This window comes from Salmonella sp. SAL04213 (genome assembly GCF_046550535.1).
In the GTDB taxonomy this organism is placed as follows: Bacteria; Pseudomonadota; Gammaproteobacteria; order Enterobacterales; family Enterobacteriaceae; genus Salmonella; species Salmonella enterica.
In genome coordinates this window covers 1-15401 of the sequence record NZ_JBGDXS010000013.1, presented here as the reverse complement: position 1 = coordinate 15401, position 15401 = coordinate 1, and the positions used below count along the sequence as shown (strand labels likewise).

General features: G+C 49.3%; 14 protein-coding genes, 1 tRNA gene and 4 pseudogenes. 13 read left to right on the top strand and 6 right to left on the bottom strand.

Going from position 1 to position 15401, the window contains the following annotated elements; translation table 11 throughout:
- Positions 1-16: 16 nt before the first annotated feature.
- From ACLJPQ_RS20665 to trmB, 5 genes are all read right to left on the bottom strand, one after another.
- A complete protein-coding gene (locus tag ACLJPQ_RS20665; RefSeq protein ID WP_000252200.1) occupies positions 17-1024 on the bottom strand; it encodes a DUF1202 domain-containing protein in 1008 nt (335 codons plus the stop codon).
- Between the two features lie 132 nt (positions 1025-1156).
- Positions 1157-2203, bottom strand: a complete 1047-nt coding sequence (ansB, locus tag ACLJPQ_RS20660) for an L-asparaginase 2 (protein ID WP_000394189.1) — start codon at positions 2201-2203, stop codon at positions 1157-1159.
- A gap of 188 nt (positions 2204-2391) precedes the next feature.
- Complete coding sequence (locus ACLJPQ_RS20655) at positions 2392-3111, bottom strand: DUF2884 domain-containing protein (protein ID WP_000984827.1); 720 nt, start codon at positions 3109-3111, stop codon at positions 2392-2394.
- Between the two features lie 49 nt (positions 3112-3160).
- A complete protein-coding gene (locus tag ACLJPQ_RS20650; RefSeq protein WP_001107574.1) occupies positions 3161-3487 on the bottom strand; it encodes a YggL family protein in 327 nt (108 codons plus the stop codon).
- Positions 3487-4206 carry a tRNA (guanosine(46)-N7)-methyltransferase TrmB gene (gene trmB, locus ACLJPQ_RS20645; RefSeq protein WP_000786897.1) on the bottom strand — a complete coding sequence of 240 codons (720 nt, stop codon included), beginning with the start codon at positions 4204-4206 and terminating at the stop codon, positions 3487-3489. Before trmB ends, ACLJPQ_RS20650 begins: the two co-directional genes overlap by 1 nt.
- 154 nt (positions 4207-4360) lie before the next feature.
- On the opposite strand from trmB, the gene mutY reads away from it, so the two are divergent.
- The 4 genes from mutY (at position 4361) to ACLJPQ_RS20625 (ending at position 8387) form a co-directional block, all read left to right on the top strand.
- On the top strand, positions 4361-5413 hold the full coding sequence (mutY, locus tag ACLJPQ_RS20640) for an A/G-specific adenine glycosylase (RefSeq protein WP_001148957.1): 1053 nt from the start codon (positions 4361-4363) through the stop codon (positions 5411-5413).
- 27 nt (positions 5414-5440) lie between these two features.
- Positions 5441-5716: an oxidative damage protection protein gene (locus tag ACLJPQ_RS20635; RefSeq protein ID WP_000091706.1), complete on the top strand. Its 276-nt coding sequence runs from the start codon at positions 5441-5443 to the stop codon at positions 5714-5716.
- A gap of 112 nt (positions 5717-5828) precedes the next feature.
- On the top strand, positions 5829-6914 hold the full coding sequence (gene mltC / locus ACLJPQ_RS20630; protein WP_000976289.1) for a membrane-bound lytic murein transglycosylase MltC: 1086 nt from the start codon (positions 5829-5831) through the stop codon (positions 6912-6914).
- A gap of 216 nt (positions 6915-7130) precedes the next feature.
- Positions 7131-8387: a nucleoside permease gene (locus ACLJPQ_RS20625; RefSeq protein ID WP_001049803.1), complete on the top strand. Its 1257-nt coding sequence runs from the start codon at positions 7131-7133 to the stop codon at positions 8385-8387.
- 61 nt (positions 8388-8448) lie between these two features.
- On the opposite strand, the gene ACLJPQ_RS20620 is transcribed toward ACLJPQ_RS20625, so the two are convergent.
- Complete coding sequence (locus ACLJPQ_RS20620; RefSeq protein ID WP_080184790.1) at positions 8449-10584, bottom strand: ornithine decarboxylase; 2136 nt, start codon at positions 10582-10584, stop codon at positions 8449-8451.
- A gap of 423 nt (positions 10585-11007) precedes the next feature.
- Here ACLJPQ_RS20620 and ACLJPQ_RS20615 point away from each other — a divergent pair, with 423 nt between their 5' ends.
- The 9 genes and pseudogenes from ACLJPQ_RS20615 (at position 11008) to ACLJPQ_RS20575 (ending at position 15092) form a co-directional block, all read left to right on the top strand.
- On the top strand, positions 11008-11715 hold the full coding sequence (locus tag ACLJPQ_RS20615) for a DUF554 domain-containing protein (protein ID WP_000234466.1): 708 nt from the start codon (positions 11008-11010) through the stop codon (positions 11713-11715).
- A 105-nt stretch (positions 11716-11820) separates the two neighbouring features.
- Positions 11821-11896, top strand: a tRNA-Phe gene (locus ACLJPQ_RS20610).
- A gap of 160 nt (positions 11897-12056) precedes the next feature.
- Positions 12057-12715: pseudogene (locus tag ACLJPQ_RS20605) on the top strand (tyrosine-type recombinase/integrase); the annotation flags it as partial.
- A 36-nt stretch (positions 12716-12751) separates the two neighbouring features.
- Positions 12752-12892: pseudogene (locus tag ACLJPQ_RS20600) on the top strand (type VI secretion system tube protein Hcp); the annotation flags it as partial.
- A 553-nt stretch (positions 12893-13445) separates the two neighbouring features.
- Complete coding sequence (locus tag ACLJPQ_RS20595; protein ID WP_241655635.1) at positions 13446-13583, top strand: T6SS immunity protein Tdi1 domain-containing protein; 138 nt, start codon at positions 13446-13448, stop codon at positions 13581-13583.
- Between the two features lie 408 nt (positions 13584-13991).
- A pseudogene (locus tag ACLJPQ_RS20590) lies at positions 13992-14308 on the top strand (PAAR domain-containing protein).
- Positions 14305-14571 (top strand): bacteriocin immunity protein, encoded by a 267-nt coding sequence (locus ACLJPQ_RS20585; protein ID WP_000768132.1) that lies wholly within the window; start codon positions 14305-14307, stop codon positions 14569-14571. The pseudogene ACLJPQ_RS20590 and the gene ACLJPQ_RS20585 overlap by 4 nt, the downstream one beginning before the upstream one ends.
- Positions 14572-14592: 21 nt before the next feature.
- A pseudogene (locus tag ACLJPQ_RS20580) lies at positions 14593-14799 on the top strand (type VI secretion system tube protein Hcp); the annotation flags it as partial.
- A gap of 14 nt (positions 14800-14813) precedes the next feature.
- A complete protein-coding gene (locus ACLJPQ_RS20575) occupies positions 14814-15092 on the top strand; it encodes a bacteriocin immunity protein (protein ID WP_080184792.1) in 279 nt (92 codons plus the stop codon).
- The last annotated feature ends 309 nt before the right edge of the window (positions 15093-15401 follow it).

Genomic DNA, 15401 nt, shown 5'->3' with positions numbered 1-15401 from the left:
GCCGCCGGCAAGCGCATTATTTAATAACCCCTTTACGACGCAAATCGTCCGTATCTTTTTTCCAGCGCTCGTAACCGTCATTAATATCCATAATTTTCACACGGATATCACTCTGTTGCATCTGAAGTTTCTGTACCGCTATATTCAGCGGATATTGCCCTTTCTCTAACGTTATCCAGTCATTCTGCGCTTTTCGACGCAGCTCTTCCGATTTCAAAAATACCTGCCGCCGTTGCTCGTGTATGTCTAAATCTCTTTTCTGCTGAATAGCCGCTTCATTGCACGGCTCACTCTGCTTACGGCACGCGTCTAATGCCGGTTGATAGACCTCTTTTTCGTATTTCTCGGCATATACGCTGCTATCGTTGGCTTTTACATAATCATCGCGCTCTTTTAACGTCTTTTTAAACGCCTCGGCGCGGGTCAACGGTTTCCCATCAGCGCCTTTTCCCCAATATGCGTCCGCTTCTTTTTTAGCTACCGCTATTTTCTTATCCAGGGCAGAGAGTTGTTCTTCAAGACCGGGGATCGACGCTTTCTGCGCACGCCAGGAGGCTTCAATGTTGCCAAACCGATAGTTAAAGTCATCACTGTTGACGATCAGGTATTTATCATTCGTTTTAATGTCGTCAATAGCCCGGCCCTGATCGCTGGCTGCCATTTGTAATGAGTAATAGCTCACCGTCCAGCCAGAGGCTGGCGTCCCTTTGCTGGTTAACATGGCAGAAAATTTAACGGGACGATCTTTGGTCCAGGTTTTTTCAACAAAATAATAATCCGCCGCCATACCAACGCCGGTATACATATCTTCACGGGAAGAAATATCCCCTTCGGCAGACCAGGTGGCCTGATTGCCCGTCGAATCAAGATTTTTTAAGGTAATGGAATCCAGTTTAAGTATGCCGTGGTACTGCTTACTAAACTGTTCTTTTAAGATGTTATCGGAGGGTTGAGCAACCTCTGCCCAACTATAGCCTGAAATCAGGGCAAACAGCGCTGCGCCAGCAATCCATTGTCGAACCACTTGTGGACCTCCCGTCCAGAGACATGACGCCCACGATTATCATAACCAGGATGATAATTAGCAAGATAATAGTGTTGGTTGTGCGAGAGGTCTTCCAAAGATAGCCCCGGCCTTCCGACCGGGGCATTATCTTTAATACTGATTGAACATCGTCTGGATCTGTTTTGGATCTTTAGTCTGGGTTAACGCCAGTTGCAGTAAGACACGCGCTTTTTGCGGGTTCAGCGTGCCGGAAGCGACAAAGCCGTATTTTGCATCGTCAACTTCCGCATCCTGCGTGGTTGCGCCAGTCGGCACACGTGAAGAACGCACCACTACCGTACCGTTGTGCGCGGCGGTCGCCAGGGTATCAAAGACCGTTTTATACAGGTTGCCGTTACCCACGCCTGCGCTCACGATCCCGTCATAACCCGCGTCTACCAGCGCTTTTGCCGGCAGATCGGACGCATTCGCATAGTTATAAACGATACCGACTTTCGGCAACGCGGTCAGCTTCGACACGTCGAACGGGGTGGAGGTGGTATGTTTACGCTCTGGTGTACGCTGGTAGTCAATTTTACCGTTGTGGATATAACCCAGCGGGCCGTAGTTAACCGCTTTAAACGTCGCCACGTCAGTCGTATTGGTCTTAGTGACGTCGCGTCCGTCCATAACGGTATCATTCATTACCACCAGCACGCCGCGATTGGCAGACTGTTTATCAGCCGCTGTTACTACCGCATTATAGAGGTTGAACGGGCCATCTGCGCTCATTGACGTGGAAGGACGCATCGCGCCGACCAGTACCACCGGTTTATTGCATTTCACGGTCAGATCGAGGAAATAAGCGGTTTCTTCCATCGTATCAGTACCGTGGGTGATCACGAAACCGTCGGTGCTGTCGCACTCGGTATTGATTTTTTTCGCCAGCGTGAGCCAGACTTCATCGTTCATATCCTGCGAGCCAATGTTAACGACCTGCTCGCCTTTCACTACCGCAATGTCCTTCAATTGAGGAACGGCATCCACCAGATTTTCGACGCCAACTTTACCTGCCGTATAATTTGATTTTGTTGCTGAATCACCGCCGCCAGCGATCGTTCCGCCGGTCGCTAAGATGGTGATATTCGGTAAAGCGAACGCTGCGCCGCTGAAACCCATTACCAGAGCAGCTAATGCCGTTTTCCTGAAAAACTCCATGTTATATCTCCAGTTATGTCAACTGGTCGCATTATCTCTATATTGCAGACGAATAATGTGACGCCATACGATTAACCAGCGATATATATCCGACAGAGAGTATTTTTTAGAGATGGATAACAAAATGCAGGAAAAAACAGAATAAAAAGGCGCAGATACGATCTGCGCCATTGTTTAAAAAGGAAAGATTACTTCAGGCTGCCAACCAACGCTTTGCGGCTATCTTCTAAGGTCACTACGCGGCTACAGACATCTTTGCCAAACTGCTGGAAATCTTTCTCCTGGTTTTTCCATTCGTTCTGGATAGCGGTTTGCAAACCACCGAGACTGCCCATCACACCCTGTAAAGGATTGCCGCCGCCTTTAAGCACCGCTTTGGCGCCCATTTCGTTAATGCTGTCCTGCAAAATACCGCCCATCGCCTGATTCACCAACTGCTGACCGTCGGCACGCACCTGGTCGATAGCCTTATAGTGGAACGTCAGGCCGTCCGTACGATGTTCGATAATACGGTTCATTTGCGCTTTTAATTGCGCATCAAGCTTCGTCAGACGGCTACGCATGTTGCTGCTTTCGCCCACCTCTTTAGCGATGATTTTATCCAGCGCCACGCGGCCTTTTTCGACGCGCGATCGGGCGCCCTCATCAATCCACGGCAGCGCGCTTCGCAGTTCCGCCTGGTAATCTTTCGCTTGCTCGCGCTGCGCGGCGCTAAGGGTGTACTGCTTACCGTTGTACATCACATTGCCGTCCGGCGTGATCACCAGGTTGCCATTTTCACCTTTCACCTGCACCGTTTGTGGACTCAGGATCACATCGTCACGCGGCGTGACGCTGCATTTGTAATCTGCATGAGCGGCCATCGCCGTAAACGTTAGCACTGCCGCCAGCAGCGTTTTGCGCATCATAACTTTCCCTCAAGACAAAGCGGGCCGGCATTTGCCGACCCTGTACTTATTAGTCCCACCAAACGTCGAAAAGTTCGCTGGTTCGGACTTCTTCAAGGTTGCGCGCTTCCAGCCATTTACGCACAATCGCCTGATGTTCTTCGGTACATTTACCGATTTCCTGCATACAAATCAGCCCTTCCCAGGCCAGGTAGCCGCTGCCGTCAAACGCCAGTTTATTAGGCTCAATAACGTCATTAATAAAGTCATCGACAGTCTTATCGACCTGCTCTTCAGATGTACCTTCCGGAAAACGCCATGCCACCGAAAATCCTAATTCCTGGAATTCGTCAATGTGCATTTTTTTACGCAGACGACGACTACGGTTCTTTGCCATTATTTCACCCTCTCGAACATTAAGTCCCATACGCCATGACCAAGACGATGGCCACGTTGTTCAAATTTCGTTACCGGGCGCGATTCCGGGCGCGGTACATAATCATTGCTCTCTGACAGATTTTTGTACCCGTCGATAGAAGACATGACTTCAAGCATGTGTTCCGCATACGCTTCCCAGTCGGTCGCCATATGGAAAACGCCGCCCAATTTCAGCTTGCTCAATACCAGTTCAGCAAACGGCACCTGAACGATACGGCGTTTATTATGACGCGCTTTATGCCACGGGTCAGGGAAAAAGAGCTGAACCATCGATAAAGAATTGTCAGGAATCATTTTATGCAACACTTCTACCGCGTCGTGGCACATGACACGCAGGTTTTCAACGCCCTCTTCATGAGCGGACGCCAGACACGCGCCGACACCGGGTGAATGCACTTCAATGCCGAGGAAATTCTGCTCCGGGCGCGCTTTCGCCATCGCCACGAGAGACGCCCCCATGCCAAAACCAATCTCCAGCGTCACTGGCGCTTCGCGACTAAACAACGTGGCGAAATCTACCGGCGCTTCGCTGAACTCGACGCCCATCACCGGCCAGTAGTTTTCCAGCGCGTGTTCTTGCCCCTTTGTCAGTCGCCCCTGGCGACGAACAAAACTACGAATACGGCGCAGCGGGCGACCGTTTTCATCAAATTCCGGTGAAATGACGTCGTTTTTCATAAAAGTGTAGTCTGCTGTGTTTGAGTTCTGAAAACGGGCATTATCCAAAGTTAGTTGCCGGATGCAAGCATGAAGCGCACTGCGGAAAGTTCCGGTTTACACCCTGCGGCCTCTGTGCTGCAATCTTGCCCCCGGCAATAATGAATGAGTTTCCATGCAAGCGTCTCAATTTTCAGCCCAGGTTCTGGACTGGTACGACAAATACGGGCGGAAAACGCTGCCCTGGCAAATTAACAAGACGCCTTACAAAGTATGGCTCTCGGAAGTCATGTTGCAACAAACGCAGGTGACAACGGTGATTCCTTACTTTGAGCGATTTATGGCGCGCTTTCCCACGGTGACGGATTTAGCGAATGCGCCGCTGGATGAAGTGCTCCATTTATGGACCGGGCTCGGCTATTACGCCCGCGCGCGTAATTTGCATAAAGCGGCGCAACAGGTGGCGACGCTTCACGGTGGAGAATTCCCGCAAACTTTTGCCGAAATCGCCGCGCTACCCGGCGTCGGGCGTTCAACCGCCGGCGCGATTCTCTCCCTCGCGTTAGGTAAACATTATCCGATTCTTGATGGAAACGTTAAACGTGTGCTGGCTCGCTGTTATGCTGTTAGCGGCTGGCCTGGAAAAAAAGAGGTGGAGAATACGCTGTGGACGTTGAGCGAGCAAGTGACGCCCGCACGCGGCGTGGAGCGTTTTAATCAGGCGATGATGGATCTGGGCGCGATGGTTTGTACGCGTTCAAAGCCAAAGTGCACCCTGTGTCCGCTGCAAAACGGTTGTATCGCCGCTGCGCATGAAAGCTGGTCACGCTATCCGGGCAAGAAACCGAAACAGACGTTGCCGGAGCGGACGGGTTACTTTTTATTGTTACAGCATAATCAGGAGATTTTCCTGGCGCAGCGCCCTCCCAGCGGTTTATGGGGCGGACTCTACTGCTTTCCGCAGTTCGCCAGCGAAGCTGAATTACGTGAATGGCTGGCGCAACGGCATGTTAACGCTGATAATTTGACCCAGCTTAACGCGTTTCGCCACACATTTAGCCATTTCCACCTGGATATTGTGCCTATGTGGCTTCCCGTGTCGTCACTGGACGCCTGCATGGATGAAGGCAGCGCGCTCTGGTATAACTTAGCGCAACCGCCGTCAGTCGGACTGGCGGCCCCCGTGGAGCGCTTGTTACAGCAGTTACGTACCGGAGCGCCAGTTTAACGCCCCGGTCGATGAAGAGGATGACTTATGAGCAGAACGATTTTTTGTACTTACCTGCAACGCGACGCTGAAGGGCAAGATTTTCAGCTCTACCCTGGCGAACTGGGAAAACGTATCTATAACGAGATCTCTAAGGACGCGTGGGCGCAGTGGCAGCATAAGCAGACCATGTTGATTAACGAGAAAAAGCTCAACATGATGAACGCCGAGCACCGTAAGCTGCTGGAACAGGAGATGGTGAGCTTCCTGTTCGAAGGCAAAGACGTTCATATCGAAGGTTATACGCCAGAAGATAAAAAATAGGCCCGTTGCTGAATGAAGCTGCGCTTATTCGGCCTGTGAGTTATGCCGGATAAGCCCTTAGCGCCGCTGCCCGGCAACATGGCATAACGACAACACAACATGCACTCCCGGAATGATGAAAAAATTACTCGCGCTTGCTGTTATTGCGCCGTTGCTCATCTCCTGCTCCAGTTCGACCAAAAAAGGCGAGACGTATAATGAAGCCTGGGTCAAGGATACCAACGGCTTTGATATTTTGATGGGGCAATTTGCCAACAATATTGAAAATCTGTGGGGATATAAGGAAGTCCTGATCGCCGGGCCGAAAGACTACGTCAAATATACCGATCAGTTCCAGACCCGTAGCCACATCAACTTTGATGATGGGACCATTACCGTTGAAACCATCGCCGGGACGGAACCTACCGCACATCTGCGCCGGGCCATTATTAAAACGTTGCTCATGGGTGACGACCCAACCTCCGTCGATCTTTACTCCGATGTCGATGACATAAAAATTTCTAAAGAACCCTTTCTGTATGGTCAGGTCCTCGACAATACCGGCCAGCCTATTCGCTGGGAAGGCCGCGCCACGACATTCGCGGATTACTTGCTGAAAACGCGGCTCAAAAGCCGCAGTAACGGCCTGCGTATTATTTACAGCGTCACCATTAATCTGGTGCCGAACCACCTTGATAAACGCGCGCATAAATACATTGGCATGGTACGCCAGGCCTCCCGTAAATACGGCGTTGACGAGTCGCTGATTCTGGCGATTATGCAAACGGAGTCCTCGTTCAACCCGTATGCGGTCAGCCACGCGGATGCGCTGGGCCTGATGCAGGTGGTGCAACACAGCGCCGGGAAAGATGTTTTCCGTTCTCAGGGTAAGTCCGGCACGCCAAGCCGTAACTTCCTGTTCGACCCCGCCAGCAATATCGATACCGGCACAGCGTATCTGGCGATGTTGAATAATGTCTATCTGAGCGGTATTGAGAATCCGACGTCGCGGCGCTATGCGGTCATTACTGCCTATAATGGCGGCGCAGGCAGCGTATTACGCGTATTCTCGAACGATAAGATTCAGGCCGCGAATATGATTAACCGCATGTCGCCGGGGGATGTGTACCAGATATTAACCACCCGACATCCATCTGCCGAGTCGCGCCGCTATCTGTATAAGGTGAATTCCGCCCAGCGATCGTATCGCCGCCGATAAACCATCGCATCCCGCCTCTGGCTGGCAAATGACAGAGGCGGGAAAGGCAAAAGTGTTAACTCCGTCACTCTTTTTCTTTGCAATCAGAAATTGTTTGCAAATATTTGTCACAGGTAACAAAAAAAGCCCGCCTCTCATTGATAGAATCACACCAAATCACAACGGCAAATGTGCCTTTTAAAACATTCATCCGCTCTCAGGTGTGAGGAAATTAACATGAATCTTAAGCTGCAGCTTAAAATACTCTCTTTTCTGCAGTTCTGTCTGTGGGGAAGCTGGCTCACTACCCTGGGCTCGTATATGTTCGTCACCTTAAAATTTGACGGCGCATCTATTGGCGCAGTTTATAGTTCACTGGGGATTGCCGCCGTCTTTATGCCGACCTTGTTAGGCATTGTGGCTGACAAATGGCTGAGCGCGAAATGGGTCTATGCCCTGTGTCATGTCGTCGGCGCCATCACGCTATTCATGGCCGCGGAAGTCACTACGCCTGGGGCGATGTTCTTTGTGATCCTGCTTAACTCGTTGGCCTATATGCCGACGTTGGGCTTGATCAATACTATATCGTATTACCGCCTGCAGTCTGCCGGCATGGATATTGTGACTGACTTTCCGCCTATCCGTATCTGGGGCACCATTGGCTTTATTCTGGCGATGTGGGGCGTGAGTTTCTCCGGTTTCGAGCTGAGCCATATGCAGCTTTATATCGGCGCGACGCTTTCCGTTCTGCTGGTACTGTTTACCTTTACCCTGCCGCACATTCCGGTGGCGAACCAACAGAAAAACCAGAGCTGGACATCAATGCTGGGCCTTGACGCTTTTGCGCTGTTTAAAAATAAGCGGATGGCGATTTTCTTCATCTTCTCCATGATGCTGGGCGCGGAACTGCAGATCACCAACATGTTTGGCAACACCTTCCTGCATAGCTTTGATAAAGATCCGCTATTCGCCAGTAGCTTTATCGTGCAGCACGCCTCGGTGATGATGTCGATTTCGCAGATTTCTGAAACGTTATTCATCCTGACCATTCCGTTCTTCCTGAGCCGTTATGGTATTAAGAACGTTATGCTTATCAGTATTGTGGCGTGGATGCTGCGTTTCGGCCTGTTCGCTTATGGCGACCCGACGCCGTTCGGTACCGTTCTGCTGGTATTGTCGATGATTGTGTACGGCTGCGCCTTCGACTTCTTCAACATTTCTGGCTCGGTGTTTGTCGAAAAAGAAGTACGCCCGGAAATCCGCGCCAGCGCGCAGGGGATGTTCCTGATGATGACCAATGGCTTCGGCTGTATCCTGGGCGGCATTGTGAGCGGTAAAGTGGTGGAGTATTACACTCAAAACGGCATTACCGACTGGCAGACCGTGTGGCTCATCTTCGCAGGCTACTCGCTGGTGCTGGCCTTCGCGTTCGTAGCCTTGTTCAAATACAAACACGTTCGCGTTCCGGCAGGTTCGCAACCCGTTGCACATTAATTCTTGCCCTGTTTCGCAGGCCGGATAAGGCGTAAATGCCTTATCCGGCCTGCAGGCAACGTTACTTTAAAACATATCCGTACAAGCGTTGAATTCCATCGGCATCGGTCTCGCTATACACTCCCTGCAATTCCGGCGAAAAACCGGGCAACAGATTGATGCCCTCTTCCAGCGCCAAAAAATAACGCTGCGCCGCGCCGCCCCAAATCTCCCCCGGCACCACGCACAGTACGCCCGGCGGGTATGGCAATGCCCCCTCGGCAGCGATACGCCCGCCCGCCTCGCTGATACGCACCAGCTCTACATCGCCGCGAATAAAGGCGCTGTTGGCGTCCTGTGGGTTCATCGCCACATGCGGCAGGCTTTCTTTGCGAAACATCGCTTTTTGCAGATCCTTAACGTCAAAGCTAACGTACAGGTTGTGCATCTCCTGACATAGCTCACGCAGGGTGTAATCGCGGTAGCGCACCGGGTATTTCTGAAAAACCGTCGGCAATACATCCGCAAGCGGCGTATCGTCTTCAATGTGCCGTTCAAATTGCGCCAGCATCGCGACCAGCCGCGCCAGTTTCTCTTCGCTCTCGGCGGGTGTCAGCAAGAACAGAATCGAGTTGAGATCGCACTTCTCAGGCACAATACCGTTCTCACGCAGATAGTGGGCGAGAATGGTCGCCGGGATGCCGAATTCGGTGTACCGCCCACTATCGGCATCAATACCTGGCGTGGTCAGTAACAGTTTACAGGGGTCGACAAAATACTGGTCATCCGCATAACCCTCAAAGCCATGCCATTTCGCCCCGGGCTCAAAACTGAAGAAACGACGATTGCTGGCAATGGTCTCCGTCGGATATGCCTGCCACGGCTTGTCGTCAACCACCAGTGGGATAAAGGGCTGAAGCAGTTTGCAACGGGCGAGAATGGCTTTACGCGCGTCAATGCCCAGCGCAACGCACTCCGCCCACAAGCGGCGACCGCTCTCCCCTTCGTGGATTTTGGCATTGATATCCAACGCCGCAAACAGCGGGTAGAACGGACTGGTTGAAGCATGCAACATGAAGGCGTTGTTCAGGCGTTTGTGCGGGCAAAAACGCGCCTGGCCGCGAATATGGTTATCTTTTTTGTGGATCTGCGAGGTTTGTGAGAACCCCGCCTGTTGCTTATGTACCGATTGGGTCACAAAGATCCCTGGGTCGTTTTCATTAAGCTCCAGCCGCAACGGCGAGGTATCCGCCATCATATTGATAAACTGCTCATAGCCTACCCACGCGGAGTCAAACAGAATGTAATCGCAGAGATGCCCGATTTTATCCACCACCTGACGGGCGTTGTAAATAGTGCCGTCATAGGTACCCAGCTGAATGATCGCCAGGCGGAACGGACGCGACGCATCGGCGCTTTCCGGCATCACGTCACGAATCTGGTCGCGCAGGTACGTTTCATCAAAACAGTGCGCATCAATACCACCGATAAAACCAAACGGGTTACGCGCCGCTTCAAGATAGACCGGCGTTGCCCCGGCCTGAATCAGGGCGCCGTGGTGGTTGGATTTGTGATTATTACGATCAAACAGCACCAGATCGCCGCGCGTCAGCAGGGCGTTGGTGACCACTTTATTCGCCGCCGAAGTTCCATTCAGCACAAAGTAGGTTTTATCCGCATTAAATACTTTTGCCGCAAATTTCTGCGCGTGTTTGGCAGAACCTTCATGTATTAGCAGATCGCCAAGTTTCACATCGGCGTTACACATATCCGCACGAAACAGGTTTTCACCAAAAAAGTCATAAAAATGGCGGCCTGCGGGATGTTTTCTAAAAAACTCGCCATGCTGGTGCCCCGGGCAAGCAAAGGTACTATTCCCCATGTCGACATACTGGGTCAGGGTGCCATAAAAGGGCGGCAGAAGTTCTGCTTCGTAGCGACAGGCAGCGTTTTCCAGCTCCAGCCATTCCTGCTCGTTCCCGCCTATTACCGCCGTAACGCCGACAGGCGCGCTGACGGGTTCATCCGCAAGCATAAACACCGGCAGGTGAAAACCGGTGCGTTTAAGCAACGCCAGAATACCGCTACGGCTGTCGGCAGTGGTAATGACGACTGCGGCCACATCGGTAAAGTCGGTACTGTCCAGCGCCACTACGTTTCGGTGGGTGGAGAGACGGGGGATGAGTTCACCGCTGGCGGCAATATTCATTGATTTCATAAGCGCAAATACCCGTTTCGGGAGTAGAGTAACCCCGGACAAGGCCGATGCCTTGCCCAACGAGATGCCGGGTCAAACTGGATACCAGCTCCGACCGCCAGACATCAGTAAAAACAGACTGTTTCTGATTTTACTGTTGTCCTGCAGTGAGCGTGCGCTGCCCTCACCGCATAGCGGGGATGACAAAAAAAAGAAAGAAAGGGGCAAACCTCGCGCAGTCAGGCGACAGTGAAGACAATATAAAGGCGCTATGTTCATCCCGGCGAGCCCCATGCTGGCAGGAGAAATTTCGCGCAATCATGGCACCTTTCACCAGACGGCGCAAGGTAAAATCAGCGCTCTATACGTCACAGATAATCAAGCTATTAACAGCTTAATCGCGTGATAATAAGGCAATTTGAAAGACAAATAACAGGAGTCATTGTGGTAATTGGACCTTTTATTAACGCTGGCGCAATTTTATTCGGCGGCGTTATTGGCGCGCTGTTAAGTCAGCGTCTGCCAGAACGGATTCGCGTCTCAATGACGTCTATTTTTGGTCTATGCTCTCTGGGAATTGGCATTCTGCTGGTGATGAAATGCGCTAATCTTCCGGTGATGGTGCTGGCGACGCTGGTCGGCGCGCTTATCGGCGAGTTTTGTTTGCTGGAAAAAGGCATTAATGGCGCAGTCGCGAAAATCCAACAATTATTTATGGCATCGGGTAAGAAGCCGACACACGACTCATTTATTCAAAGTTACGTCGCTATCATTGTACTTTTTTGCGCCAGCGGCACCGGTATTTTCGGCGCGATGCATGAAGGGATGACCGGCGATCCAAACATTTTGATCGCTAAATCTTTTCTGGATTTTTTCACTGCCATTATTTTCGCCTGTTCGCTTGGCATCGCCGTTTCGGCGATTTGCGCACCGATGTTGATTATCCAGTTAACGCTTGCCGCCTGCGCCACCCTCATTCTTCCACTGACCACGCCGGCAATGATGGGCGACTTTAGCGCCGTGGGCGGACTGCTGCTGGTGGCGACCGGCTTGCGTGTATGTGGAATCAAAATGTTTCCGGTAGTGAATATGCTCCCGGCGCTGTTGCTGGCGATGCCGATCTCCGCCGCATGGGCGATGTTTTTTGCCTGATTCTGCGTGCAATAACAACAAAGTGGTGATAGATTGTGCAGTCTACGTTGATTTGAAGAAATTTCGTTGACGAAGCGAGGCGATTACGGTTTAATGCGCCTCGTTGCCCGGATAGCTCAGTCGGTAGAGCAGGGGATTGAAAATCCCCGTGTCCTTGGTTCGATTCCGAGTCCGGGCACCACCTTTCCTTTTTATGCTTCCTGATAAATCCCCTTATTTTTTAATTCAATGAGTTAGTGGAAAAACTCTTCCCAGCGAATTTCTATTTATCCGCCCAAATCAGGGGCTTTTGGTGGTCAACTCGGTGCTCAGTCCGGTTCGATAAAGGTGTGACACCCCAAATGGCATTAACCGACAAACAAGCCCGTAGTGCAAAGCCTTCTGATAAACCCTACAAACTCGCTGATACACTCAGCCTGTATCTTCTGGTAAAACCCAACGGTTTTCGTATCTGGTATTTCAAATATCGTTTTGAGGGAAAAGAGTCCGGGGTATCATTCGGTCCTTATCCCGAAACCTCATTCGCCCTTGTCCGCGAAAAACGCGATGCCACCCGGCGCGTACTAAAATCCGGCTTTACCCCTTCTCAGCAGCGCCGGGACGAAAAAAGGTTATCAATGAATGACTAATGTTCCAGTACATCTCTAGATTGTGGCATACAGGCTGCCTGAAACTCTGGTCAGAAGGTCACGCCAATAAAATTCCTGTCTGCCTCCAACACTACGTTTTCCCTGATATCGGCGCAATGGATATTTCGGCGACTTAAATCCTACATCTCACGCGACTGGTCAGAGGCATTGATGATAAAGGTGTGCATGTTGTTGCCGGACGTATACGCCAGCATCTGACCAAAATTATGCGCCACGCCGTACAGCAGGGAACGATTAAATATAATCCGGCATTCGATCTGGATGGTGTTGTAACTCCTGTTATAACCCAGCATCACCCCGCCCTTCCCCTGAAACGCCTGCCTGAATTGCTGGGCTATATCGACACCTACAACAAGGCCGGATACCGGCTATCGACACTTTCCGGTATGCCGCACTGCCAGGACAACACCAAACGTGAGTTCACACATCTGGTTAGAGTTTCTCTGGCTTACCACAAAATTGAGTGGGAACACGTTTCAACAGGCACTTCAGGTGCTGATGACTGGCGTGCGCCGCTGGAAGCATAAGAGTAAATCCACAGCATTCCGCCTTAATGGTGGGATGCTGTTTTTGTCCGGGAACGGAGACAAAAAGCCCGTGCCAGCAATGAGTTACGTCTGTTACGTTTCATATATGGGAGATGGTGGATGCCGGAAACTTTGGCGGTAGCGTGCCTGAAGCGGCTGTCCTCCCCCCATTGCCACTGCCACGGGCGGACCGTGGTTCCTTTTTCGCCAATAAATCCAGAATAAGGTTATGTCACAAAATGGCCTGCGTTTTACGCTGGATGTGGACGGATTAACGCCGACGGCAACCACTGTCGTCAGCTTCACCCTCCAGAGGTATCAACAGTTCAACAGGTGCAAGCTGGAATAAGAATGAAAGACTAAAAACACCAGATGATGCATCCAATGATAGCATTAAATCAGGCCATGGTTCACAGGAGGAAATATTACCATCTTACCTTTACTTAATAAGATCATTTTTAATGAAAATAGGTTTATCAATAAAACAAAAAATATTCTTGACAGCGAAATTGCATCTTTTCTTGTATCTTCAAGTCCGGAAGGATTTGATTTAGTGGATGATAACAATAATTATCTTTTTGATCGCATGGTTAAAAAATTAGGCGCATTAGCTGATAATGAAATGTTTGGTTTGGAACCTGCATACATTTTGGGCGGGGAAATAAAAATTTTTCTTTATTCAAAAAATTGAATTTTCTGATGGTAAGATTATCTTTGATAATGAATCCGTGTCATGGTCACTAAAAAAAATTAGTACACAAACAGAATACTCATGTTATATCCAAATTCATAAAAAAAGAAAGAAAAGCTTTATTTAATAACAAATTTTAAAAAAATCAGCAGTGCGTTGAGAAAACTAATACATACATTCCCAGATGGAATTACGCCATCAAATCGAAGAGAAAATAAATTAATTAATATCCTGAATTCGCATAAAAAAGATTCAGACCTTAGATTTTTATTAAAAGAATTAATTAGTTATATTGGAGTTGCAGTAAGTTCAATGTTCCTATCACTTATTAACTTCTAATAAATAATTATTCTTATTTTCCAGGATAATCTCACAACTTATTATTTAGTAATGAAGCTATGGAGAAAAATGCCCACAGCCGCCCGACTCAACGATAAAGGCACCCAGTACGACGATTATTACGAGACCGTGAGTATAGCGAGTTCCCCCACGGTATTTATTGACGGCCTGCCCGTTGCCAGAATGAGTGATGCGGTGGACTGTGGCGGGGTGGTTATATGACTCGAGTGAAATCAGGTAAGGCATCAAAGGTTAGAAAAGTTGACAGAGTCGGAAAACGGAGGTTCGAGCTTCATCATATAGATGAAGTTGCAAATAGAGGCGATGTTTACAATGTAGACAATCTCCGTGTGAACACCATATTGACATACACAGGCGATCTATGAAATTAAAAGAAAATATTAGTGATTATACGGAAAGTGAGTTCATTGATTTCTTGAGAGTGATATTTTCTGAAAACGAGTCGGATACAGATGAAACATTAGATCCATTGCTTGAGTATTTTGAGAAGATCACTGAATACCCAGATGGAACAGATCTTATCTATTATCCTGAAACGGAAAGTGATGGAACACCTGAGGGTATTCTGAACATAATTAAAGAATGGAGAGCATCTCAAGGATTGCCTTGTTTTAAGAAAAGTAAATGAAAATCAGGTGTAGGGGAATGCCCAGAGTTACTGGCGCAGTTTAGTAAATCGAATCAAACTTTGATAAAAAGAGGTCGAGCGCCGTACTCCTTGATAAGGCAACAAGTCGGAGGTAGGTGGACTTATGAAATTCACCACGTTGGAAAGATCCGGTATGGAGGAATGGTGTTTGATGTTGATAACCTTATGATAAACACTCCTAAAAATCATATACGATTGCATAAGTAAGGTTTGAGGTGAAAATGGAACTAAAAAATAACCTTGAAGATTATACAGAAGATGAGTTTATCGAGTTTTTAAATAATTTTTTTGAGCCTCCTGAAGAGTTGACTGGAGATGAATTATCGAAGTTTATTGATAATCTTCTACGCCATTTTAATAAAATTACTCAACACCCTGATAGCGGTGATTTGATATTTTATCCATCAGAGGAACGAGAAGATAGTCCTGAAGGAGTTATTGAAGAGCTAAAACGCTGGCGGAAGTCTCAGAGACTCCCCTGTTTTAAGGAAAATAAGTAGCGATCAGTGGTGAGGAATCTGTCAACCGGAACCGGGATGGTAATGCAGTGACCGTTAAAAGGCAAAAATATGTCAGTTAATGGAGCGACCATCAAAGGCATAATTCTGAGTGTTTTTACACTGAACCGTAGTGCCAGAGGATATATTTATCTGACGCGAATCGTATGAAGTGAGAGCTTTACGTACGGTTTGTGAGAGGCTGTAGGGAAAGATCCTACGGCCTACTCACTAAGGGTGATGCTGCCAACTTACTGATTTAGTGTATGATGGTGTTTTTGAGGTGCTCCAGTGGCTTCTGTTTCTATCAGC